Source organism: Streptomyces sp. NPDC001351 (genome assembly GCF_042896045.1).
Taxonomy (GTDB): domain Bacteria; phylum Actinomycetota; class Actinomycetes; order Streptomycetales; family Streptomycetaceae; genus Streptomyces.
On record NZ_JBIAWS010000004.1, the window covers coordinates 761,490 to 783,720 of the forward strand.

Annotated in this window: 7 protein-coding genes; 5 read left to right on the forward strand and 2 right to left on the reverse strand. The window is 71.9% G+C overall.

The window, feature by feature from the left end:
- Window positions 1-4: 4 nt before the first annotated feature.
- The 3 genes from ACFY1U_RS18510 to ACFY1U_RS18520 are packed head-to-tail and all read left to right on the forward strand — an operon-like array spanning window position 5 to window position 17,764.
- Entirely contained in the window at window positions 5-16,324 is a 16,320-nt protein-coding gene (locus tag ACFY1U_RS18510) for an amino acid adenylation domain-containing protein (protein ID WP_390695140.1), read from the forward strand.
- The gene (locus ACFY1U_RS18515; protein WP_200701567.1) at window positions 16,321-16,539 is read left to right on the forward strand and encodes an MbtH family protein; all 219 of its coding nucleotides are present in this window, start codon (window positions 16,321-16,323) and stop codon (window positions 16,537-16,539) included. The genes ACFY1U_RS18510 and ACFY1U_RS18515 overlap by 4 nt, the downstream gene beginning before the upstream one ends.
- A gap of 37 nt (window positions 16,540-16,576) precedes the next feature.
- Complete coding sequence (locus ACFY1U_RS18520) at window positions 16,577-17,764, forward strand: cytochrome P450 (RefSeq protein WP_390695141.1); 1,188 nt, start codon at window positions 16,577-16,579, stop codon at window positions 17,762-17,764.
- Between the two features lie 169 nt (window positions 17,765-17,933).
- On the opposite strand, the gene ACFY1U_RS18525 is transcribed toward ACFY1U_RS18520, so the two are convergent.
- The gene (locus ACFY1U_RS18525; protein ID WP_390695142.1) at window positions 17,934-19,325 is read right to left on the reverse strand and encodes a serine hydrolase domain-containing protein; all 1,392 of its coding nucleotides are present in this window, start codon (window positions 19,323-19,325) and stop codon (window positions 17,934-17,936) included.
- A gap of 249 nt (window positions 19,326-19,574) precedes the next feature.
- Window positions 19,575-20,282, reverse strand: coding sequence for a TetR/AcrR family transcriptional regulator (locus tag ACFY1U_RS18530; protein ID WP_390695143.1), 708 nt, complete (start codon window positions 20,280-20,282; stop codon window positions 19,575-19,577).
- Between the two features lie 128 nt (window positions 20,283-20,410).
- Between ACFY1U_RS18530 and ACFY1U_RS18535 the strand changes: the two genes are divergently transcribed.
- Both ACFY1U_RS18535 and ACFY1U_RS18540 read left to right on the forward strand, forming a co-directional pair.
- Window positions 20,411-21,418 carry an ATP-binding cassette domain-containing protein gene (locus ACFY1U_RS18535; protein ID WP_390695144.1) on the forward strand — a complete coding sequence of 336 codons (1,008 nt, stop codon included), beginning with the start codon at window positions 20,411-20,413 and terminating at the stop codon, window positions 21,416-21,418.
- The gene (locus ACFY1U_RS18540) at window positions 21,415-22,209 is read left to right on the forward strand and encodes an ABC transporter permease (RefSeq protein WP_390695145.1); all 795 of its coding nucleotides are present in this window, start codon (window positions 21,415-21,417) and stop codon (window positions 22,207-22,209) included. Before ACFY1U_RS18535 ends, ACFY1U_RS18540 begins: the two co-directional genes overlap by 4 nt.
- Window positions 22,210-22,231 lie beyond the last annotated feature (22 nt).

A 22,231-nucleotide genomic window follows, 5' to 3' on the forward strand; every position in this document is an offset into this window, starting at 1 on the left:
CCACATGACGACCTTGTCCTTCGCGCAGCGGCGCCTGTGGTTCATCGACCGCTTCGAGGGGCCGTCGGCGACGTACAACATCCCCTTCCTGCTGCGCCTGACCGGCCGGCTCGACGTGGACGCGCTGGCGTCGGCCCTGCGGGACGTGGTGATCCGGCACGAGAGCCTGCGCACGGTCTTCGTCGTCGACGACGGCGTGCCCGCGCAGCATGTCGTACCCGCCGGGGAACTGCGTCTCGGCCTTCCTCTGGTCGAGGCCTCCCCCGGCGAGGCGGACACCCTGGTGGCGCGGGCGGTCGCCCACCACTTCGACCTGTCCTCGGAGATCCCCGTGCGCACCACCCTGGTCCGCACGGGGCCCGAGGAGCACACCCTCGTCCTCAACATCCACCACATCGCGGCCGACGGCGAGTCGATGGTGCCGCTCACCCGCGACCTGGCCCTGGCGTACGAGGCCCGCCTGGAGTCCCGGGAACCCGACTGGGAGGAACTGCCGGTCCAGTACCGGGACTACACGCTGTGGCAGCGCGAGATGCTCGGCGACGAGGACGACCCCGACAGCCCGCTCGCCGTCCAGCTGGAGTACTGGCGCGGTGAACTGGCGGGTTCCCCCGACCAGTTGCAGCTGCCCTTCGACCGGCCGCGGCCCGCGGTGATCAGTCACCGCGGCGACATGGTCGACTTCCCGATCCCGCGGGAGCTGGCCCAGGCGGCGGAGCGGATCGCCGCCGCGCACGGCGCGAGCACGCCCATGGTGATGCAGACCGCCCTCGCGGTGCTGCTGCACCACCTGGGCGCGGGCGAGGACATCCCCATCGGCGCCACCATCGCCGGACGGGTGGACGAGGCGCTGCTCGACCTGGTGGGCTTCTTCGTCAACACCTGGGTGCTGCGCGCGGATCTGTCGGGTGCGCCGTCGTTCCGGGAGGTCCTGTGCCGGGTCCGGGACCGGGCGCTGGCCGCGTACGACAACCAGGACGCGCCGTTCGAGCGGCTGGTGGAGGTCCTCAACCCCGAGCGGTCCACCGCCTACCACCCGCTGTTCCAGGTGATGTTCACCTGGCAGAGCAACGACCGCATCGACCTCGACCTGCCCGGCGTGCACGGCCGCCTGGAGGCCGTCCCCACGCACACCGCGAAGTTCGACCTCGAGTTCAACTTCGCCGTCGACCCCGCCGACGGCGGCATGCGGTGCGTCGTCGAGTACGCGACCGATCTGTTCGACCGCGTCACGGTGGAGCACATCGGGGCCCGCTTCGTACAGCTCCTTGACACCTTCCTCGCCGAACCCGAGCGGCCGGTCCGCGCGACGGACGCGCTGCTGCCCGGCGAGCGCGAGCGGCTGTCCAGGTTCGCCGGTCAGGCCGCGCACACGCCCGCGCTGACCATCCCGGAACTGTTCGAGCAACAGCTCACCGTGGACCCCGACGCGCCGGCGGTGGAGTGCGGGGCGGTGCGGCTGACGTACCGGGAGCTGGACGAGCGGGCCAACCGTCTCGCGCGTGCCCTGGTCGCGCGGGGTGTGAGCGGGGAGTCGGTGGTGGGGCTGGCGTTGCCGCGCTCGGCGGACCTGGTGGTCGCCCTGCTCGGCATCATGAAGTCCGGCGGCGCCTATCTGCCCATCGACCCGCGCTACCCCGGCGGACGCCTGAGCGCGGTCCTCTCCCAGGCCACCCCGGTGCTGCTGCTGACCGACGCCGCGACGGCACCCGCCCTCCCCGGGCATGACGCGCCCGTGGTCCTCCTCGACGACCTGGACCTCGACGGCGGCGACCCGAGCCCCGTCACGGTGGACCTGCACCCCGACAACCTCGCCTACGTGATGTACACCTCCGGCTCCACCGGCGTCCCCAAGGGCGTGGCGATCACCCACCACGGTGTGGTCAACGGCGTCCTGCGCCTGGCCAGCGTGGTCGGCGTGGGCCGTGACTCACGGATGCTGGCGGGTACCTCGATCAACTTCGACGTGTCGGTGTTCGAGGTGATGACGGCGCTGACGAGTGGCGGTGTCGTCGAAGTGGTCCGTGATGTCCTGGAGTTGACGGAGCGGGAGAGCTGGCGGGGGAGTGTCGTCAGTTCGGTGCCGTCGGTGTTCTCCGAGATCCTGGAGCAGATCGCCGGCAGGGTCGCGGTGGACACGTTGGTGTTCGCGGGTGAGGCGTTGCCGGGTTCGCTGGTGGAGCGGGCGCGTGCGGCCTTCCCGGGCGTGCGCATCGTCAACGGCTACGGCCAGACGGAAAGCTTCTACGCCGGTACGTTCACGGTCGAGGCGGCACAGGACTGGGACGCCACGCGCAGCGTGCCGATCGGCGAGCCCCTGCGCAACATGCGCGCCTATGTGCTCGGCGAGGGCCTGCAGCCGGTGCCGCCCGGCGTGGTGGGCGAGCTGTACGTCGCGGGCGTCGTCGGGCGCGGCTACTACGACCGCCCCTCTCTGACGGCGGAGCGGTTCGTGCCGGATCCGTTCGGGCCGGCGGGTGCGCGGATGTACCGGACCGGTGACCTGGTGCGCTGGGACCGTGAGGGGAGTCTGGAGTACGTCGGCCGGGGAGACGCCCAGGTCAAGATCCGGGGCCTGCGGATCGAGCCGGGCGAGGTGGAGGCGGCGCTGACCGCCCATCCCGGTGTCGCGCAGGCCGCCGTGACCGTCCACGACAGCGGCCGTGCCAAGCAGCTCGTCGGCTATGTGGTGCCGGTCGGCGTCGTCGGCACGGAGCTCGGCGCCGCCGAGAGCATCGGCGACCTGCACGTCGACCTCACGGCCGGCGTGTCGGTGCCGGAGCTGCGGCGGTTCGTGTCCGGGCGCCTGCCGGAGTACATGGTGCCGTCGGCGTTCGTGGTCCTGGACCGGTTGCCGCTCGCCCCGAACGGCAAGCTGGACCGCAAGGCGCTGCCCGAGCCGGTCTTCCGGGGCGAGAAGTACCGGGAGCCGTCCTCCGAGGCGGAGAGGGTGCTTGCCGCCGTGTTCGCGGAGGTGCTGGGCGCGGACCGGGTCGGTGTGGACGACGACTTCTTCGCCGTGGGCGGGGACAGCATCCGCTCCATCCAGGTGGTCTCACGGGCACGGGCGCGGGGCGTGGAGGTCACGCCGCGGGAGGTCTTCCAGCACCGCACGGTGGCCGGGCTGGCGGCGGCGGCCGCCGGGCGCGGTGGTGCCACCGAGGCCTTGGAAGAGTTGGAGGGTGGCGGGGCCGGGTTCCAGCCGTTGCTGCCGATCAGCCGGTATCTGCTCGAACTGGGTGGTGGATACGGCCGGTTCAGCATGTCGGCGGTGGCCGAGCTGCCGGTGGGCATCGATGAGGGCGGCCTGATCGCCACCGTCGGAGCGGTGTGGGACCGGCATGATGTGCTGCGTTCGCGGCTGGTCGAGGACGGCATGGTGGTGTCCGGGCCGGGCTCGGTGGACGTGGCGGAGCTGATCCGTCGGGTGGAGTGCGACGGGGCCTGGGACGAGGCCTGGCTGGAGGCGGCGAAGGCCGAACTCGATGCCGCCACGGGCTTGCTGGATCCGGCTGCGGGTGTGATGGGCCGGTTGGTGTGGTTCGACGCGGGGCCGGACACCGCGGGCCGGCTGATCGTCGTCCTGCATCACCTGGTGGTGGACGGTGTCTCGTGGCGGATCCTGCTGCCTGATCTCGCCGCTGCCTGGAGGGACGTCCGCGACGGCCGTACCCCGGATCTGCCCGCGGTGGGCACGTCGGTACGGCGCTGGGCGCACGCCCTGGTCGAGGAGGCGTCCTCGCCGGAGCGGGTGGCGGAGCTGGATCTGTGGCGGTCCGTCGTCGAAGGACCCGACCCCCTACTGGGCACGCGGCCGCTGGACGCGACCGTCGACACCATCTCCACGCAGGAGTACGTCTGGCTGCGGGTGCCCACCTCGGTCACCCGTGCCCTGATCACCGATGTGCCGGCCGCTTTCCGTGCGGGTGTCAACGACGGTCTGCTGGGTGCGTTGGCAGTGGCGGTCGCCCGCTGGCGGCGGGGCCGGGGTGTGGCGGAGTCGTCGCTGCTGGTGCGGCTGGAAGGCCATGGCCGTGAGGAAGCGGTCGTGCCGGGTGCGGATCTCTCGCGCACGGTCGGCTGGTTCACCAGCATGTTCCCGGTGCGCCTGGACGTGGGTGATGCCGATCTCGACGACGCGCTGGCCGGGGGCACGGCCGCCGGGGCGGTGGTCAAGGCCGTCAAGGAGCAGGTGCTGCGCATCCCGGACAAGGGGATGGGCTACGGCCTGCTGCGGTATCTGAACGACGAGACGGCGGCCGTCCTGGCGTCGCAGCCGAGCGGGCAGATCGCCTTCAACTACCTGGGTCACTTCACCGCCGCCGACATGCCCGAGGAACTGCGCGGACTGGGCTTCAACCAGGCGCCGGGCACCGGTGAGTTGATCGCCATGCCCGACGCGGACATGCCCGTGATGTCCACCCTGGAGATCAACGCGCTCGTCGAGCACTCCGGCGAGCTGAGCGCCCGTATCGGCTTCCCGAACGGTGTGCTCGGACGCTCGGACGTCGAGGAGCTGGCCGCGCTCTGGCAGACCGCCCTGGAGGGCCTGGCCCGTCATGCCGCCCGGCCCGGCGCGGGTGGCCTGACCCCGTCGGACGTGCCCCTCGTCACGGTCGGCCAGGCCGAGATCGAGCGCTGGGAGCAGCAGCACCCGTCCCTGCGGGACGTGTGGCCGCCGACCCCGCTGCAGTCCGGTCTGCTCTTCGAGTCGATGCTCGCCGACACCGCGCACGACGCCTACCAGATGCAGTTCGCGTACCACCTGTCCGGACCGGTGGACCCGCGGCGCATGCGGGCCGCCGGCCAGGCACTGCTCGACCGCTACGACAACCTGCGCACCGCCTTCGTCTCCGACACGGCCGGAGACCTGGTCCAGCTCGTGCTCGGCCAGGTCGAACTGCCCTGGCGGTACCTGGACCTGACCGACGCCGACGAGGAGGCCTTCCAGCGGGTCCTGGCCGCCGATCGCGCCCAGCGCTTCGACCCTGTCACGCCGCCGCTGCTCAGGCTCACCCTCGTCTCGCGCGGACCGGACCGCTCCGCCCTGGTGCTCACCGCCCATCACGTGCTGTTCGACGGCTGGTCGGTGCCCACCCTCATGCAGGACCTGCTGCGGTTGTACGGCTCCGGGGGCGACGCCTCCGTCCTGCCGCGCGCACGCGGCTTCCGCGACTTCCTCGCCTGGCAGTCGCGGCAGGACCGGGCCGCGGCCGCCGAGGCGTGGACGGCCGAACTCGACGGCTTCGACGAGCCGACCCTGCTCGTACGGGACAAGGACCCGGCCGCGCACAGCGACGACGTCGGCAACGTCGACGTACCGCTGTCACCTGCCCTGACCCGTGGCCTCTCGGCGTGCGCCGCCGACCTGGGCGTCACCCTCAACACCCTGGTGCAGGGCGCCTGGGCGGTGCTGCTCGGACAGCTCACCGGCCGCCGCGACGTGGTCTTCGGCGCCACCGTCTCGGGCCGTCCGCCCGAGGTGCCCGGCGTGGAATCCATGGTGGGCCTGTTCATCAACACCCTGCCGGTACGGGTGGAGCTGTCGCCCTGGCACAGCCTCCGGCAGGTGCTGACCGGACTGCAGCACCGGCAGGGCGAGCTGCTCGACCACCACCACTACGGCCTCAGCGAGATCCACCGGGCCGTGGGGGCGACCCGGCTCTTCGACACCATCGTCGTCTTCGAGTCGTACCCCGTCGACCACGTCGGTCTGAGCGAGGCCAACGACACGGCCGGCGTCGCCATCACCGGCATCACGCCGTTCAGCGGCACCCACTACCCGGTGACCGTGATGGCCGACGCCGACCCCGCCCTGCGCCTGTCGCTGCAGTACCAGCCGCATGTGTTCGACCGGCCCGCCGTGGAGCTGGTCGCCGAACGCTTCGAACAGGTGCTGCGGCGGCTGGTGACCGACCCCGAGCTGCCGGTCGGCGCGGTGGACGTGCTCACGCCCGCCGAGCGTGAGCGGGTGCTGCGCCTCAGCGGCACCGCCGCGCCGTCCGTCCCGGACACGACGGTCCCCGCGCTGTTCGAGGCACGGGCCGCCGCGGCACCCGACACCGTGGCGGTGATCAGCGGCGACGAGTCGCTGACCTACGGGGAGACGGACCGGCGCGCCGACCGGCTGGCGCGCTCCCTGGCCGCCCGCGGCATCGGCCCGGAGTCGCTGGTGGCGGTGGCGCTGCCCCGTACCCCCGACCTGGTCGTGGCCCTGCTCGGCGTGCTGAAGGCCGGCGCCGGCTATCTGCCGGTCGACCCCGAATACCCCAGTGCCCGCCTGGAGTTCCTCCTGTCGGACGCGTCCCCGTCGCTGGTCCTCACCGACCCCGCGTCGGCGGCCGTCCTGCCCGAAACCGGCATCCCCACCTCCACCCTCGCCGAACTCACCGAGCCGGGCGCCGCGTCCGCGCATCCGGTGGCCGCGCGGCCGGAGAACGTCGCCTACGTGATGTACACGTCCGGCTCCACCGGCCGGCCGAAGGGCGTCGCCATCACCCACCGCAACGTCACCAGCGTCCTGCCCGGCCTGGTCGACGCCCTCGGGGTCAGGTCCGGGATGCGGATGCTGGCGAGCGCGTCCGTGAACTTCGACGTCTCCGTGTACGAGATCTTCGCGACGCTCAGCCACGGCGGCAGCGTCGAACTCGTCCGCGACGTGCTCGCCCTGGGCGAGCGGGACACCTGGTCCGCCGACGTGGTCAACTCGGTGCCGTCCGCGTTCGCCGAACTCCTCGACGAACTCCCGGGCCGCATCAACCCCAAGGCACTCGTGTTCGCGGGCGAGGGCCTCCCCGGCTCCCTGGTGGAGCGCGTCCGAGCGGCCTTCCCCGGCGCGCGCGTGGTCAACGGCTACGGCCAGACCGAGTCCTTCTACGCGACGGCGTACACGCTCGGCGCGGGCGAGCAGTTCACCGGCGGCGCGAGCGCGCCCATCGGCCGGCCCCTGCACTACGGCCGCGCCTACGTCCTCGGCACCGGGCTGCGGCCCGTGCCGCCCGGTGTCGTGGGCGAGCTCTATGTCGCGGGTGCCTCGCTGGGCCGCGGCTACCTCGGCCAGGCCGGACTGACCGCCGAGCGGTTCGTGCCCGACCCGTTCGGTCCCGCCGGATCCCGCATGTACCGCACCGGCGACCTCGCCCGCTGGACCCCTGACGGTCAGCTCGCCTACGTCGGCCGGGGCGACGGCCAGGTGAAGATCCGCGGCGTGCGCGTGGAGCCCGCCGAGGTGGAGGCGGCCCTGGCCGCCCACCCCGACGTCGAACAGGCCCTCGTCATCGCCCGCCGCAGCCCCGCGAGCGGCGCCTCGGCATCCTCGTATCTGGCCGCCTACGTCGTCCCGGCCGGGAGCGAGCCGCCGCGGGACCTGCGCGGCTACATGTCCGCGAAGCTGCCCGACCACCTGGTGCCGTCCGCGTTCGTGACCCTCGACCGGCTTCCGCTGCTGCCCAACGGCAAGGCGGACCGCTCCGCGCTGCCCGAGCCGGAGTTCGCCGGCGTGCCCTACCGCGCCCCGCGGAGCGCCACCGAAGAGGTGCTGTGCCGGCTGTTCGCCGAGGTGCTGGGCGTGGAACGGGTCGGCATCGACGACGACTTCCTGGTCCGCGGCGGCCACTCGCTGCTCGCCACCCGGCTCGTCAACCGGATCCGCGCCGAACTGGGCGCGGAGGTCCGCGTCGGCCGCGTGTTCGACGCGCCCACCGTCGCCCGGCTGAGCGGGCACCTGGCCACCGGTGACCCGGCCCGGCCGCGCCTCGGCCGCGCCGACACCCGGCCCGAGCGGGTGCCGCTGTCCTACGCCCAGCGCCGCCTGTGGTTCGTGGACCGCTTCGAGGGGCCCTCGGCGACGTACAACCAGTCCTTCGTGCTGCGCCTGACCGGGCCGCTGGACGCCGACGCGCTGCGCGCGGCGCTGGGTGACGTGGTCGCCCGGCACGAGACCCTGCGCACCCTCGTGGCCGAGGACGCCGACGGCCGGCCGTACCAGCGGGTGCTGCCCGTCGTCGACGCCGGACTGGACGTCGCGCTGACCGAGGTGACACCGGACACGGTCGACGAGGAACTCGCCCGGGTCATCGGGCGTCCCTTCCGGCTGGCCGCCGACCTCCCCGTTCGCGCCGCGCTGCTGCGGCTCGGCGCCGAGGAGCACCTGCTGCCCCTGGTCATCCACCACATCGCCGTGGACGGCGAGTCGATCGCCCCGCTCGCGCGCGACCTGGCCACGGCGTACGAGGCCCGCCTGGAGTCCCGCGCGCCCGACTGGGCCGAACTGCCCGTCCAGTACGTCGACTACACGCTGTGGCAGCGCGAACTGCTCGGCAACGAGGACGACCCCGACAGCCTGCTGGCCTCCCAGGCGGAGTTCTGGCGCCAGGAGCTGGCCGGGGCGCCGCAGCCACTGCAGCTGCCGACCGACCGGCCCCGCCCCCCGGCGCCCAGCCACCGCGGAGACGTCGTCGAGTTCGGCATCGCCCCCGAGGTCATGACCGAGGTGGCGAAGCTCGCCCGGGACAGCGGCGCGACCGAGGCCATGGTGCTGCAGTCCGCGCTCGCGGTGCTGCTCGGCCGCCTCGGCGGCGGCGACGACATCACCATGGGCTCACCGATCGCCAACCGCACCGACGCCGCACTCGCCGACCTGGTGGGCTTCTTCGTCAACACCTGGGTGCTGCGCGCGGATCTGTCCGGTGCGCCGTCGTTCCGGGAGGTCCTTGACCGCGTCCGGGAGCGGGCGCTGGCCGCGTACGACAACCAGGACGCGCCCTTCGAGCGGCTGGTGGAGGTCCTCAACCCCGAGCGTTCCACCGCCTACCACCCTCTCTTCCAGGTGATGTTCGCCTGGCAGAACATCGCCCGCGAGGACTTCGGGATGCGCGGGCTGCGGGTCAGGTGGGAGCCGTCGTTCTCGGACACCGCCAAGTTCGACCTGTTCTTCAACGTCGGCGACATTCCGGGCCAGGGCGTGGTCGGCAACCTCGAGTACGCCACCGACCTGTTCGACCGCTCCACCGCCGAGAGCCTCGCCGACCGCTTCCTGCGGACCGTCGAGCAGCTGGTGACCGACCCCGGGCGCCGCATCGACCAGGTGGACGTGCTGCTGCCCGGCGAGCGCGAGCGGTTCGACGGCCGCACCGGGCCCGGCCTGCCGGTGGCGGACACCACCGTGCACGCCCTGTTCGAGCGGCAGGCCCAGGACAGCCCCGACGCGCCGGCGGTGGAGTGCGGGGCGGTGCGGCTGACGTACCGGGAGCTGGACGAGCGGGCCAACCGTCTCGCGCGTGCCCTGGTCGCGCGGGGTGTGAGCGGGGAGTCGGTGGTGGGGCTGGCGTTGCCGCGCTCGGCGGACCTGGTGGTCGCCCTGCTCGGCATCATGAAGTCCGGCGGCGCCTATCTGCCCATCGACCCGCGCTACCCCAGCGCACGGCTCGGCCTGATGCTGGGGCACGCCCGCCCGGCGCTGCTGCTGACCGACGCCGCGACGGCACCCACCCTCCCCGGGCACGAGGTACCCGTCCTTGTCCTGGACGACCTGGACCTGGAGGCCGGTGACCCGAGCCCCGTGGCGAGCGCAGTCCACCCGGACAACGCGCTGTACGTGATGTACACCTCCGGCTCCACCGGCGTCCCCAAGGGCGTCACGGCCACCCATCGCAACGTCGCCGGCTGCCTGCCCACCCAGGTGGACGCCGTCCGCATGGGCCCGGGGAAGCGGATGCTGGCGGGTACCTCGATCAACTTCGATGTGTCGGTGTTCGAGGTGATGACGGCGCTGACGAGTGGCGGTGTCGTCGAAGTGGTCCGTGATGTCCTGGAGTTGACGGAGCGGGAGAGCTGGCGGGGCAGTGTCGTCAGTTCGGTGCCGTCGGTGTTCTCCGAGATCCTGGAGCAGATCGCCGGCAGGGTCGCGGTGGACACGTTGGTGTTCGCGGGTGAGGCGTTGCCGGGTTCGCTGGTGGAGCGGGCGCGTGCGGCCTTCCCGGGCGTGCGCATCGTCAACGGCTACGGCCAGACCGAGACCTACTACGTCTCCCAGTTCCTGCTCTCCGGCGAACAGGACCGGATCGGCGGCGCGGTCGCTCCGGTCGGGTCCGTGCTGGACTGCGTACGCGCCCATGTGCTCGGCGAGGGGCTGCTGCCCGTGCCGCCCGGCGTGCCCGGCGAACTGTACGTCGGGGGCGCCTCCGTGACCCGCGGCTACCGCGGATCCCCGGGGCTGACGGCGGAGCGGTTCGTGCCGGATCCGTTCGGGCCGGCGGGTGCGCGGATGTACCGGACCGGTGACCTGGTGCGCTGGGACCGTGAGGGGCGCCTCGAGTACGTCGGCCGCGGCGACGCGCAGGTGAAGATCCGCGGTCTGCGGATCGAGCCCGGTGAGGTGGAGGCGGCCCTGACCGCCCATCCCGGTGTCGCCCAGGCCGCCGTGGTGGTCCGCGAGGGCAACGCCGGCACCAGGCAACTCGTCGGCTACGTCGTCCCGGCCCGCACCACGGCGGCCGTCGAGGACCCGGCCGCCACGGGCCGCAGCCACCTCGATCTGACGGCGGGCGTGTCGACTCAGGAACTGCGCCGATTCGCGTCCGGGCGCCTGCCGGAGTACATGGTGCCGTCGGCGTTCGTGGTCCTGGACCGGCTGCCGCTCGCCCCGAACGGCAAGCTCGACCGCAAGGCGCTGCCCGCTCCCGTGTTCAAGGGCGAGACCTACCGGGCGCCCTCCAGCGAGGCGGAGAAGGTGCTTGCCGCCGTGTTCGCGGAGGTGCTGGGCGCGGACCGGGTGGGTGTGGACGACGACTTCTTCGCCGTGGGCGGGGACAGCATCCGCTCCATCCAGGTGGTCTCACGGGCACGGGCGCGGGGCGTGGAGGTCACTCCGCGGGAGGTCTTCCAGCACCGCACGGTGGCGGGGCTGGCCGCCGTGTCCGCGGAGCGGAGTACCGTGACCGCTGTCCTGGAGGAGTTGGAGGGTGGCGGGGCCGGGTTCCAGCCGTTGCTGCCGATCAGCCGGTATCTGCTCGAACTGGGTGGTGGATACGGCCGGTTCAGCATGTCGGCGGTGGCCGAGCTGCCGGTGGGCATCGATGAGGCCGGGCTGAACGCCACCGTTTCGGCGGTGTGGGACCGGCATGATGTGCTGCGCTCGCGGCTGGTCGAGGACGGCATGGTGGTGTCCGGGCCGGGCTCGGTCGATGTGGGCTCGTTGCTGCACCGGGTGGAGTGCGACGGGGTCTGGGGCGAGGCCTGGCTGGAGTGGGCGAAGGCCGAACTCGATGCTGCGACCGGCTTGCTGGATCCGGCTGCGGGTGTGATGGGGCGGCTGGTGTGGTTCGACGCGGGTGAGGATGTCCCGGGCCGGCTGATCATCGTGCTGCATCACCTGGTGGTGGACGGTGTCTCGTGGCGGATCCTGCTGCCGGATCTGGCGGCGGCGTGGGAGGAGGTCCGCGACGGCCGTACCGCCGAACTGCCCGCGGTGGGCACGTCGGTGCGGCGCTGGGCGCACGCTCTGGTCGAGGAGGCGTCCTCGCCGGAGCGGGTGGCGGAGCTGGATCTGTGGCGGTCCGTCGTCGAAGGCCCCGACCCACTGCTCGGCTCTCGCGCACTCGATCCCGCTGTCGACACGGTCGCCACCGTCGAGCACGTGTGGCTCAACGTCCCGTCGTGGGTGACCAAGGCCGTGGTCACCGATGTGCCGGCGGCGTTCCGTGCGGGTGTCAACGACGGTCTGCTGGGTGCGTTGGCGGTGGCGGTCGCGCGCTGGCGGCGGGGCCGGGGTGTGGCGGAGTCGTCGCTGCTGGTGCGGCTGGAGGGCCATGGCCGTGAGGAGGCGGTGGTGCCGGGCGCGGATCTCTCGCGCACGGTCGGCTGGTTCACCAGCATGTTCCCGGTACGTGTGGAGGTCGGTGATGCCGATCTCGATGACGCGCTGGCCGGGGGTGTGGCTGCCGGGGCGGTGGTCAAGGCCGTCAAGGAGCAGGTGCTGCGCATCCCGGACAAGGGGGTGGGCTATGGCCTGCTGCGGTATCTGAACGACGAGACGGCGGCGGTGCTGGCGTCGCATCCGAGTGGGCAGATCGCCTTCAACTACCTGGGGCACTTCACCGCGGCCGACATGCCCGAGGAACTGCGCGGACTGGGCTTCAACCAGGCGTCCGACGTGAGTGAGCTGATCGCCACGCCCGACGCGGACATGCCGGTGATGTCCACCCTGGAGATCAACGCGGCCGTCACGGACACGCCGGACGGGCCCCGGCTCGGCGTCCGCTTCGGCTTCCCCGCGGGAGTGCTGTCGCAGGCCGAGGTGCGGGAGCTGGCCGACCTGTGGGGAACGGCCCTGGAGGGTCTGGCCCGTCATGTGGCCCGGCCCGGCGCGGGTGGTCTGACCCCCTCGGACGTGCCGCTCGTCACGGTCGGCCAGGCCGAGCTGGAGCGCTGGGAGCAGCGCCACCCGTCGTTGCGGGACGTGTGGCCGCCGACCCCGCTGCAGTCCGGTCTGCTCTTCGAGTCGATGCTCGCCGACACCGCGCACGACGCCTACCACGTGCAGGTCGTCTACCGGCTCAGCGGCGCCGTGGACCCGCGGCGCATGCGGGCCGCGGGCCAGGCTCTGCTCGACCGCTACGACAACCTGCGCACGGCGTTCGTCTCCAACACGGCCGGCGATCTGGTGCAGCTCGTCCTCGACGAGGTCGAACTGCCCTGGCGGTTCACGGATCTGCGCGGCCTCGACGAGGCGCGGCGGTCCGAGGAGTTCGAGCGGTTCCTCGCCGCCGACCAGGCCGACCGCTTCACACCGGCCACCCCGCCGCTGCTGCGGATGAGCCTCGCGCTGACCGGGCCGGACAGCGCCGAGCTGGTCCTGACCTCGCACCATGCGCTGCTCGACGGCTGGTCGCTGAGCATCCTGATGGGCGAGCTGCTCGCCCTGTACGGCTCCGGGGGCGACGCCTCCGTCCTGCCGCGGGCGCGTGCCTTCCGCGACTTCCTGGTGTGGGCGTCCGAGCAGGACGCCGCGGCCTCCGTGGAGGCCTGGCGGACCGAACTCGCCGGGGTCGAGGACCCCACCCTGCTCGTGCCCGACCGCACCGCCGAGGCGGACCCGCAACGGGTGGGGCAGCGGGACATCCCGCTGCCGGCCGACACCGCCCGCGCCCTGGTCCGCTCCGCCGCCGACCTGGGCATCACCCTCAACACCCTGGTCCAGGGCACCTGGGCGATCGTGCTCGCGGGGCTGACGGGCCGTCAGGACGTGGTGTTCGGCACCACGGTGTCGGGCCGTCCGCCCGCGGTGCCCGGCGTGGAGTCCATGGTGGGCCTGTTCATCAACACCCTGCCGGTACGGGTGGAGCTGTCGCCCTGGCACAGCCTCCGGCAGGTGCTGACCGGACTGCAGCACCGGCAGGGCGAGCTGCTCGACCACCACCACATCGGCCTGACCGACATCTGCCGGGCCGCGGGTCTGAGCACCCTGTTCGACACCGTCGTGGTCTTCGAGTCGTTCCCGATGGAACGCGAGGGCCTCGGTGACACCGATGCCCACGGCGGTATCGCCGTCACCGGAGTGTCCACCGGCAACGGCACCCACTACCCGCTGGGCATCGCGGCCGCGGCCGACGACCGTCTGCACGTGGTCATGGAGTACCTGGAGGACCACATCGGCCCGGCCGCGGCCGAGGACATCGCCGCCCGGTTCGCGCGGATCCTCACCCAGGTGGCGACCGACCCCGACGTACCCGTCGGCGCGGTCGACGTGCTGTCCGCGGCCGAACGGGAGCGGCTGCTCGCCGGCTTCAACGCCACGGCCGAGCCCGTCGCCGAGGGGACGGTGGCCGACCAGTTCGAGCACCAGGCGGCCACCACCCCGGACGCCACGGCGGTGCTGTACGAGGACCAGCGGCTGACCTACCGCGAACTGGACGAGCGCGCCGACCGGTTGGCGCACGCGCTGCGCGCGCACGGGGTCGGGCCGGAAACCGTCGTGGCGGTGGCCACCCGCCGCTCGCCGGACCTGGTCGTCGCCCTGCTCGGCGTGACCAAGGCGGGCGGGATCTATCTGCCGGTGGACCACACCTACCCGGCCGAGCGGATCGCGTACATGCTGGGCGACTCCGGCGCCCGGCTCGCCCTGGTCGACGCCGCCGCGGCCGAGGTGCTGGCCGGGCACGGCCTCGACACCCTGCGGGTGGACCGGCTGCCCGAGGCCCGCTCCACCGCGCCGGTGCCCCGCGGCACTCGGCCGGACAGCGCCGCGTACCTCATCTACACCTCGGGCTCCACGGGGCAGCCCAAGGGCACCGTGGTCACCCACCGCGGTGTGGCGAGCCTGGTCGCGGCGCACGTACGGCGGATGGCGGTCACCCCCGGCAGCCGGATGCTGCAGCTGGTCTCGCCGAGCTTCGACGTCTCCTTGTGCGAGATGTTCACGGCGCTGCTGTCCGGCGCCGTCCTGGTCCTCGCCGACAAGGAGGACCTGGCACCGGGGCTGCCGCTGGCCCGCACCGTGGACCGGCACGGGGTCACGCACATGATGCTGCCGCCCTCCCTGCTCGCCGCGCTCCCGGCGGGCTCGCTGACCGGCGTGGTCTCGCTGCTGGTCGGCGGGGAGGCGCCGCCGCCCGAGCTGGTCGCCCAGTGGGCGCCGGGCCGCCGGATGATGAACGTCTACGGGCCGACCGAGACCACCGTGTGCGCCACCATGAGCGCGCCGATGGCCCCGGACGACCGGGTGTTCCCGATCGGCACGCCCATCCACAACACCCGCCTCTACGTGCTGGACGCGACCCTGTCACCGGTGCCCGTCGGGGTGCCCGGCGAGCTGTACATCGCCGGGCCGGGGCTGGCCCGCGGCTACCTCGGCAGGCAGGCCGTGACCGCCTCGCGCTTCGTGGCCTGCCCCTTCGGGGAGCCGGGGGAGCGGATGTACCGCACCGGCGACGTGGTGGCCTGGAACGCCGGGGGTGCGCTGGTCTTCCACGGCCGCGCCGACGACCAGGTCAAGATCCGCGGTTTCCGCATCGAACTCGGGGAGGTCCAGGCCGCGTTGACGGCACACCCCGGGGTCGACCGGGCCGTGGTGGTCGTCGACGACAGCGCCGGCGACCGGCGCCTGGTCGGTTACGTGGTGCCCGCCGGCCGCGCATCCGCACAGTCGGCGGAGCGCCTGGTGACCGACGTGCACGAACTGGTCCGGGAGCGGCTGCCGCAGCACATGGTCCCCGCGGCCCTCGTCGTCCTCGACGAGGTGCCGCTGACCCTGAGCGGAAAGGTCGACCGGCGGGCACTGCCCAGGCCCAACTACGCGGGAGAGCCGGCCGGCCGGGCGCCGCGTACCGCCCGCGAGGAGATTCTGTGCGGCCTGTACGCCGAGGTGCTCGGGCTCGACTCCGTCACCATCGACGACGGGTTCTTCGCCCGCGGCGGCCACTCCCTGCTGGCCTCCCGGCTGATCAGCCGTATCGGCGTCGTCCTCGGTGTCGACCTGCCGCTGCGCACGGTGTTCGACGCCCCGACCGTGGCCGAACTGGCCGCCTTCCTGGAGTCGGAGGGCGAGGCCGGACCGGCCGGCAGCCCGTTCGCCCCGGTCCTGACCATCAAGGCGAACACCGGCGGCGGCCCGGACACCGGATCCGAAGCGCTCTGGCTCGTCCACCCGGGCGGCGGCATCTGCTGGCCCTACCTCGGATTCGGCGGTCGGCTGCCCGAGTTCGGGACGATCCTCGGAATCCAGGCGAAGGGATTCGACGGGGAGGGCCCGCTTCCCGCGTCCCTCGACGAGATGGTCCTGGACTACGTCGAGGAGATCCTGGCGATCCAGCCGCAGGGGCCGTACCACCTGGCGGGGTACTCCATCGGCGGCACGCTCGCCCAGGCGATCGCCGCGCGGCTGCAGGGCCGGGGCCACGAGGTGGCGTTCCTGGCCATGCTCGACTGCGTGCCGGGCGACTATCTGGCGACGCAGCCCGCACCCACCGCGAGCGCGCTGCGGGAGTACTTCCGCCAGCACCTGACCGGCATGGCCGGCTCGCAGGACTACGAGACCTTCCTCGACAACGCGGTACGGGTGATCGTCAACCACACGTCCCTGTCCGGGGACTTCCACTCACCCGTCTTCCACGGGGACGCGGTCTTCTTCAACGCCGTGCCCAACCCCGACGGGACGCACGGCGACCGGTGGAAGCCGTACATCACCGGGTCCATCAAGCAGTACGACATCGAGACCACCCATCACGAAATGATCAACGCGGAGCCCGCCGCCGACATCTGCCGGATTCTCGGCCGGGAACTCACCGCACGGACCGGCCGGTCAACGGAAATGGAGTGCGACACATGAGCAGCAACCCCTTCGACGACGAGAACGGCGAGTTCCTCGTGGTGGTGAACGACGAGGACCAGCACTCGCTGTGGCCGGCCTTCGCCGAGGTACCGGCGGGCTGGCGGACCGTGTTCGGCACGGCGGGCCGGGCGGAGTGCCTGGCCTACGTCGAGGAGCACTGGACAGATCTGCGGCCCAGGAGTCTGCGGGCCGCGATGGCCGCCGAGAAGTAGCCCAGGGTCCCGGGAACCAGAGAGGAAACCCCTTCCCATGTCGATAGTCATCGAGCGGTGGAACGTCCACCCGGGCAGCACCTGGATGCGCGGAGTCCGGCCCGAGAAACCCGTCGAGTTCAACGAGGCGCTCGGCGCCTGGTGCGCCTACGGCTACCGGGAGGTGCAGCAGATCCTCGCCGACCACGAGACGTTCTCGGCCAGGACGGCCGACCTCGCCGCGGTGCAGGTCGACGAGAAGTTCATGGCGGGTGACATCTCCCAGATGGACCCGCCGGAGCAGACCATGTACCGCAAGCTGATCGGCCGGGCGTTCAGCCCCCGGATCATCAGCAGCCTGGAACCGCAGATCCACAAGGTCACCGGTGAACTGCTGGACGCGGTCGACGAGAAGGGCAGCTTCGAGCTGGTCGCCGATCTCGCCTATCCGCTGCCGGTCCGCATCATCGCCGACCTCCTCGGCGTCGACGACCTCGACCTGTTCAAGGGTGCCGCGTTCGACATCGTCGAGAACATGGCGGGCATCGACTTCGTCGCCGGCGGAGAGAACGCCGAGGAGCAGATCCACAGTGCCGAGCAGCGTCTGCAGCCCCTGCTCGACTACATGCTCGAACAGGTCCTGGAGCGCCGCCGCAGCCCGCGCGAGGACCTGCTGACCTATCTCACACAGGTCGAGGAGGACGGCAACCGGCTCACCGACAACGAGATCGTCAACGTCGCCAACGTGCTGCTGATCACCGGCCACATCACCAGCACGATGATGCTCGGCAACACCATGGCCTGCCTGGACGCGGAGCCGGACAAGCTGGCGCGGGTGCGCGAGGACCGCTCCCTGGTGCCGGGCGCGGTCGAGGAGGCCCTGCGGCTGCTGCCGCCGGCGGCGGTGCTGTCCCGGGGCACCCTCAGGGACGTGGAGATCGGCGGCGTCACCATCCCCGAGGGCCAGATGGTCCTGCCGTGGGTGGCCGCGGCCAACCGCGACCCGCTCCAGTTCGAGCGGCCCGACGAGTTCCTCCCGGACCGCAGCCCCAACGACCACGTCGTGTTCGGTCACGGCGTCCACTACTGCCTGGGCACCCGGCTCGCCCGGCTCGAGGGCAGGATCGCGGTCAACGCGCTTCTCGACCGCTACCCCGACTTCAGGTCCGACCCGGACCGTCCGACGGAGTTCTTCCCCTCCCCGGACATGGTCGGCGTCCGCTCGATGCCGGTCCTGACCACCTGACGGCGCTGCGCGGCCGCCCCGGCGGCAGGACTGCCCCGAAGCTGGGGCGGTTGGTCGGCGGCCCGCAGTTGCGGTGGTTGGGCGGCGGGCCAGGTGGTCTGCCCGGCGGTATGACTGCCCGCAGCTGCGGGGCAGTTGCGCGGCCACCCGGGGCGGCGGCCCCCGTTGCTCAGCTGGCCCCCGGCTGTTGCCCGGGGGCGGTTCGGGTGAAGAGGCGGCCTGCCAGGTCGGCGCCGGTGATGGTGCCTGTTTCGTCGCGGGTGAAGTAGCCGCGCTGGCCCTTCAGGCCGCCCGCCGTGAGGATGTACTCGTCGCCGTCGCCGGGCAGCAGTCCCATGGTGGCGGGCTCGTGGTCCGGGGGCATCTCGGCGTCCGAGGCCGCCCGGATCTCCGGCTTGATGGCGACGCCCAGCGTGAGCTGACTGCCGTCGGTGGCGATGTCGAGGTTCAGGGCGTCGATCTCGTACCGTCCGACGATCTCGCGGGCCCTGGACGCGTCGTAGGGGACCGGCTCGGGGTCGCGCTCGACCAGGCCGAGACAGTGCTCCAGCGCCCAGCGGACGACGGCCTGGTTGAAGCCGTGCCCCCGGGTGCCCTCGTTGGCCAGGGAGACGACGGCGAAGTCGCGCTCGGGGACGATCAGCAGCTCGGAGAACTGGCCGTTGCCCGAGCCGCCGTGCCCGATCGTGCGGACGCCGTCCACCTCGCGCAGGAACCAGCCGATGCCGAAGCCGTCCCCGAGCGAGCTGCCGCGCAGCGCGACCGTCTGCTCCCGCATGCCGTGCAGCACCTCGGCGGGCAGCACGCCGTCCCCGCCGCCCAGATGGAACCGCGCCCAGCGCAGCAGGTCGGAGACGCAGGAGGCGGCGCCGCCGCCCGGGTTGTTCGCACGGGCGGCGGCCGGCCAGGATTTCCACGGGCGGGCGATCCGCAGCTCCCCGTCCCCGTCTCGGACGTGCCCCAGGGCGAACCGCCGGACGATGACGTCGTCCAGGTCGAAGAATGTGCGAGTGAGCCCCAGCGGTTCCAGCACCAGCGAGGCCACCGCCTTCTCGAAGGGCAGCCCGGTGACCTTCTCCATGACCCGTCCGAGGACGTTGTAACCGGCCTGGCTGTACGAGGCCCGGGTACCGGGCGGCGCGATGAGCTCCAACCTGTCCAGCACCGTCACGAACGCGGCCGGATCGGCCTCGCCCGGCCCGGCGTCGATCAGGTTCCAGCCCAGCCCCGCGGTGTGGTTGAGCAGCTGGAACACGGTGACCTCCGCGGCGGCCCGCTCGTCGGCGAGCTGCAGCTCGGGCACATACCGCCGCACCGGGGCGTGCAGGTCGACCTTCCCCTCGGTGGCCAGGCGCAGCAGCGCGGTCGCCGTGTACGGCTTGGTCGCCGAGCCGAGGTGGAACAGGGTGTGCTCGTCGACCGGCAGCGGACCCTCGACGCTCGTGACGCCGTGGGACGCGTGGATCTCCCGGCCGTCGAGCAGGATCCCGACCGAGGCCCCCGGCACACCGAACTCGGCGGCGGCGGACGCAACGGCGGACGACAGATGCTGTTGGGACACGGCGGTCTCCTCACCAGGAATTGAACAAAGTGCAAGTCCAGTGCGAGTGTCACCTTACGGGCTCACTTGAACGATGTGCAAGTGAGTGCGGTGCACACCTCGTCGTCGCAGCTCTGCGGCGGATGCTCCGTCGATAACCGAGTGATAACCCGCGCCCCTACGGTCGTAGTCGTACCGAAGAAGCCGAGGCGGTCGAGCATCGCGACCCCTCGCCTACGAGAGGGGTTGTCGATGCGGAAAGTCCGGGCCTTACGAACCGGTCCCGGCCGGGTCGGTGAGCCCTCGGGTGCCGAGGCGGACCTCCAGTCCGTCGAGGAGGGCCTGGAGGCCGAACTCGAAGGTCTTCTCGGGCGCGGCACCGTACTCCGCGTCGGCGTAGAGCTCGACCCGGGTCCGCAGCCGTGGGAACTGCCCGGCGATCTCGGTGGCCTGGGAGATGGCGTCGAGGGTCTGCTCCTGGACGCTCTTGCTGCCCTGGGTCAGCCGGCGGTTCACGGAGATCGTCGCCGTGAGGCCGAGGGCATGGCCGAGAACGAAGGTGAAGCTCGCGGCCGCCGCCTGGTCGGCTTCCAGCCCGACGAAGCCCGCCTTCTCGTAGACCCCGAGGCTGTGGTCGTCGTGCCGGGCCTTCCTGGGCCCGTACAGGGGCTGGGAGGCGAAGGCCGCCACAAGCCAGGGATGCCGGTTGAGCATCGCGTAGAAGTCGGTCGCCATGGCGGTCGCCGCGGTGCGCCAGTCGACGGCGTCGAGGTCGGGTAGGCCGACCTCGTTCCAGACCTCGTCGCTGGCGAGGATCACCAGATTGCTCTTGCTCTTCACATGCCAGTAGACGGCCGTCGCCGCGGAGTTCAGGCGCTTGCCGAGGCTGCGCATGTTCAGGCCCTCGAGGCCCTCGTCATCCAGCAGTTCGATGGCGGCCCGAAGGATCTGCTCCCTGGTCAACGTGTCACGCGGCATGCGGACAGGGTAGATCAGCACCCTCAGTTGCACAATGTTCAAGAAACCACTTGCACAGCGTTCAATTCGCCTCTACGGTCTGACTTGAACAGCGTGCAACTTCCATACCGTTCCTGAGGAGGAATGCCATGACGGCCTACCAGGCCAGGGTTTCGGCGGGTTCCGGTACGGCCGCGGCGATCGCGGTGACCGGCCTGCGCAAGGCGTACGGCGAGCACAAGGTCCTGGACGGGGTGGACCTGACCATCCCGCAGGGCACCGTGTTCTCCCTGCTCGGCCCGAACGGCGCCGGCAAGACCACCACCGTGAAGATCCTCTCCACCCTCACCCAGGCGGACGGCGGGCAGGTGACCGTCGCCGGGCACGACCTGGCCACCGACCCCGACGGGGTCCGCGGCAGCATCGGCGTCACCGGCCAGTTCTCCGCGGTGGACCCGTTCCTGAACGCCGAGGAGAACCTCGCGCTGATGGGCCGGCTGTGGCACCTGGACAAGAAGACCGCCCGCCAGCGCTGCACCCGTCTGATCGAGCAGTTCGACCTCACCGAGGCCGCCAAGAAGCCCGTCGTCACCTACTCCGGAGGCATGAAGCGCCGTCTGGACCTGGCGATGACCCTGGTCGGCGCGCCCCCGATCATCTTCCTCGATGAACCCACCACCGGCCTCGACCCCCGCGTCCGGCGCTCGATGTGGGAGCTGATCCGCGACCTGGTCGCCGACGGCGTCACCATCTTCCTGACCACGCAGTACCTGGAGGAGGCCGACCAGCTCGCCGACGACATCGCCGTCCTCAACGGCGGCCGCCTGGTCGCCCAGGGCACCCCCGAGCAGCTCAAGCGGCAGATCCCCGGCGGCAGCGTCGACCTGCAGTTCACCTCCCCGGGCACCCTCGGACAGGCCGCCGCCGCACTGGACGGCACCCCCTTCACCCGCGACGACGACGCCCTCACCCTGCGCGTCCCCAGCGACGGCACCGCCGGCAGCGTCCAGCAGATCCTCAACCGCCTGGACACCACGACCGTCCACGAGCTCAGCCTGAACACCCCCGACCTGGACGACGTCTTCCTCGCCCTCACCGGCACCGCCCCCACCGACACCCCCGCCCCCGCCGACACGGAGAAGAAGGTCCTGGCATGAGCACTCTCGCCTACGCGGTCACCGACTCGGTCACCCTGCTGCGCCGCAATCTCAAGAACCAGCTGCGCTACCCGACCACCGTCATCGCCATCATCGGCATCCCGGTGCTCTTCCTGCTCCTGTTCGTCTACGTCTTCGGCAGCGTGCTCGGCAACGGCGTCACCAACGCCCTGCCGCACGGCCACCACGACTACATCGACTACGTCCTGCCCGGACTGGTCATCATGACGGCGGCCACCGGCTCGCTCGGTACCGCGGTCTCCACCAGCATGGACATGACCGAGGGGATCATCGCCCGCTTCAAGACGATGCGGATCTTCCGTCCGTCGATCCTCATCGCCCGGGTCATCTCCTCGGTCCTGCAGACCGTCGCCTCGATGGCCGTGGTGCTGGGTGTCGCCCTGCTGATGGGCTTCTCGCCGGACGCGAGCGCCCTGGACTGGCTGGGTGTGCTCGCCCTGCTCACCGGCGCGGCCTTCGCGCTGACCTGGCTGGGCGTCGCCTTCGGCCTGGCCGCCAAGACCCTGGACGCGGCCAGCAACGCGCCGTTCCCGCTGATCCTGCTCCCCTTCGTCGGCTCCGGCATCGTCCCCACCGACACCATGCCCACCGGTCTGCGCCAGTTCGCCGAGTACCAGCCCTTCACGCCCATGATCGAGACGCTGCGCGGTCTGCTCTTCGGCACCGAGATCGGCAGCAGCGGCTGGCTCGCCGCCGCCTGGATCGCCGGTCTGACCGTCCTCGGCTTCGCCTGGTCCATGAAGCACTTCACCAAGGACCGCACCCGCTGAGGCCCGGCGCCCCCTTCCGACC

Excerpts from the sequence above, each read along its gene's own strand:
- ACFY1U_RS18510 (WP_390695140.1), top strand. The coding sequence starts at position 5 with ATGACGACCTTGTCCTTCGCGCAGCGGCGCCTGTGGTTCATCGACCGC.
- ACFY1U_RS18515 (WP_200701567.1), top strand. The coding sequence starts at position 16,321 with ATGAGCAGCAACCCCTTCGACGACGAGAACGGCGAGTTCCTCGTGGTG.
- ACFY1U_RS18520 (WP_390695141.1), top strand. The coding sequence starts at position 16,577 with ATGTCGATAGTCATCGAGCGGTGGAACGTCCACCCGGGCAGCACCTGG.
- ACFY1U_RS18530 (WP_390695143.1), bottom strand. The coding sequence starts at position 20,282 with ATGCCGCGTGACACGTTGACCAGGGAGCAGATCCTTCGGGCCGCCATC.
- ACFY1U_RS18535 (WP_390695144.1), top strand. The coding sequence starts at position 20,411 with ATGACGGCCTACCAGGCCAGGGTTTCGGCGGGTTCCGGTACGGCCGCG.
- ACFY1U_RS18540 (WP_390695145.1), top strand. The coding sequence starts at position 21,415 with ATGAGCACTCTCGCCTACGCGGTCACCGACTCGGTCACCCTGCTGCGC.